The organism is Bacteroidota bacterium (assembly GCA_018831055.1).
GTDB lineage: Bacteria > Bacteroidota > Bacteroidia > Bacteroidales > B18-G4 > M55B132.
Genome location: JAHJRE010000280.1, coordinates 1 through 2,320 on the forward strand (window position 1 = coordinate 1; position 2,320 = coordinate 2,320).

Consider the following 2,320-nt stretch of genomic DNA (forward strand, 5'->3'; position numbering starts at 1 on the left):
ACCGGAGATGGCGACGTGGTTGCGGAGGTTTTCAAATCAGCCGTTAATGACATGACCGGCCAACTGGCGGCCCAGCCTCTTCTGTCCGGGCTTTTCTGATGCTGCCGGAGTAATTCGAAGCTTATATTATAGGCCCCAGGATGTAGCAGGCCTGCTCCTGGTCCGGCACTATCTTGAATATACGGTCCAGGCGGGTGAGGGCCAGAACGCTCATGACCGCCTGGCGCACTCCGCAGATGACCAGCTCCCCTCCCTGGCCCATGATCTTCAACACCGAAACCATGGCTCCCAAGGCCGATGAGTCCATGAAGGATACGTGAGACAGGTCCAGGACGATTTTTTTGCGCCCGTTCTCTATCTCGTCCGCAATGGCGTTTCGAAAATCCGCGGCAACGCTGGCATCCAGGCTTTTTTCCATAATTTCCAGAATAAGCACGTTTCCGCTTTCGGTTTTTTCAATCCTCATGTCTTCCCCTTGAGTCTCTGCCCGGAATCATGCAGGTACCGGAGCGATGTTCCAAATATGTTTCGCATACTGCCGGATGGCCCGGTCAGAGGAAAAGAACCCCATGCGAGAAGTGTTCAAAATTCCCAATTTTCCCCACAATAGCCTATCCGTGTAATCAGTTCCAGCTTTTTTCCTGGCAGCCATGTAGGACGCGAAATCCGCAAGATGGAAGTACTTGTCCCGGTCGCTCAAAAGATACGGGCATATCCAGTTGAAAAGGGCGGGTTCCGAGGGCGAGAACCTGCCGTCGCGCACTGCGTCCAGGGCTCTGCGCAAAACCGGGTCGGCGTGGTAGAGCGCCGTGGGCCGGTAGGAGCCTTCCTCCGAAATTTTGGCGATTTCGGGCGTGGTGAGGCCGAAGATATAGATGTTCTCCAAGCCCACCTCTTCGCTGATTTCTATGTTGGCCCCGTCCAGCGTGCCTATGGTGATGGCACCGTTAAGGGCGAATTTCATGTTGCCGGTGCCGGACGCCTCGTAGCCCGCGGTGGAAATCTGCTGGCTTAAATCAGCCGCACACACCATTTTCTCGGCCAGGGTGACCCGGTAGTCGGGCAGGAAGGCCACCTTCAAAAGGCCCTTGGTGCGCTTGTCGCGGTTGATGACATCCCCCACCGAGTGGATGAGCTTTATGATGTCCTTGGCGGTCTGGTAGCCCGGTGCGGCCTTTCCCGCGAAAATGGCCGTCTTGGGGGCCGGAGGCTCGATTCCGTCCTCCACCAGGAGGATATACTCGGCCATAACCGCAAGTATGTTAAGAAGCTGTCGCTTGTACTCGTGGATTCGCTTGGCCTGCATGTCGAAAATGGAATCCGGGTCCACCGTGACCATAGCGGTCTCGAAAATTATCTTTCCCAGGCGCTCCTTGTTGTCCCTTCTTACGCGCAGATATTGTTCGCAAAAAGCCGGATCATCCGCCAGAGGCTCCAATTTTTTCAACTGGTCCAGGTCTGCCTGAAAGTTACCGGAAATGTTTTCGGAAATAAGTGCGCAAAGGCCCGGGTTGGAGCGTCCGAGCCAGCGCCTGGGGGTTATTCCGTTTGTTACGTTGGTGAATTTTTCCGGCCACATCTCATAAAAATCCGGCACCAGGGCATCCTTCACCAAATCCGAATGGAGCCGTGAAACTCCGTTTATATGATGGGAGCCAACAATGGAAAGGTTGGCCATTCTGGCCATTTTTTCCCCGCCCTCCTGTATGAGGCTCATGCGATTCATACGGTCGATGTCGCCGGGCCAGATTTTAACCACCCGGTCCAGAAAGCGGCGGTTGATTTCGTATATTATCTGAAGATGCCTTGGGAGCACGTGCTCCAGAAGGCCCACCGACCATGTTTCCAAGGCTTCGGGCAAAAGAGTGTGATTGGTGTAGGCCACTGTTTTTGAGGTGATGTCCCAGGCGTCGTCCCATTCCAGCCAATACTCGTCTATAAGAATCCGCATCAGCTCGGCTATGGCCAGGGACGGGTGGGTGTCGTTGAGCTGTATGGCCACCTTGTCCGGAAACATGGTGAAGCCTTGGTGGTCTTTCAGATACTCCCGCATGATGTCTCTTATGGCGCAGGCCACCAGGAAATATTCCTGGGTGAGGCGAAGCTCCTTGCCGGAAGTTACGGTATCTGCGGGATAAAGAATTTTGGAGATTTTTTCCGTGGCGATTTTTTGCTCCACGGCCATGAAGTAATCGCCCTGGTTGAAAATCTTGATGTCGAACTCAGTGGAGGGCCGGGCGACGTAGAGCCGCAGATAGTTAACGGTTTCGCTGCCCCATCCGGGCGTGGGGATGTCGTAGGGAACGCCGATCACAGCCTG

Annotated in this window: 2 protein-coding genes; both read right to left on the bottom strand. The window is 54.7% G+C overall.

Going from position 1 to position 2,320, the window contains the following annotated elements; genetic code table 11:
• Positions 1–121: 121 nt before the first annotated feature.
• Positions 122–466, bottom strand: coding sequence for an STAS domain-containing protein (locus tag KKA81_16560; protein ID MBU2652538.1), 345 nt, complete (start codon positions 464–466; stop codon positions 122–124).
• 27 nt (positions 467–493) lie between these two features.
• The coding region (gene glgP / locus KKA81_16565; GenBank protein MBU2652539.1) for a glycogen/starch/alpha-glucan family phosphorylase at positions 494–2,320 on the bottom strand (1,827 nt) is incomplete at its 5' end.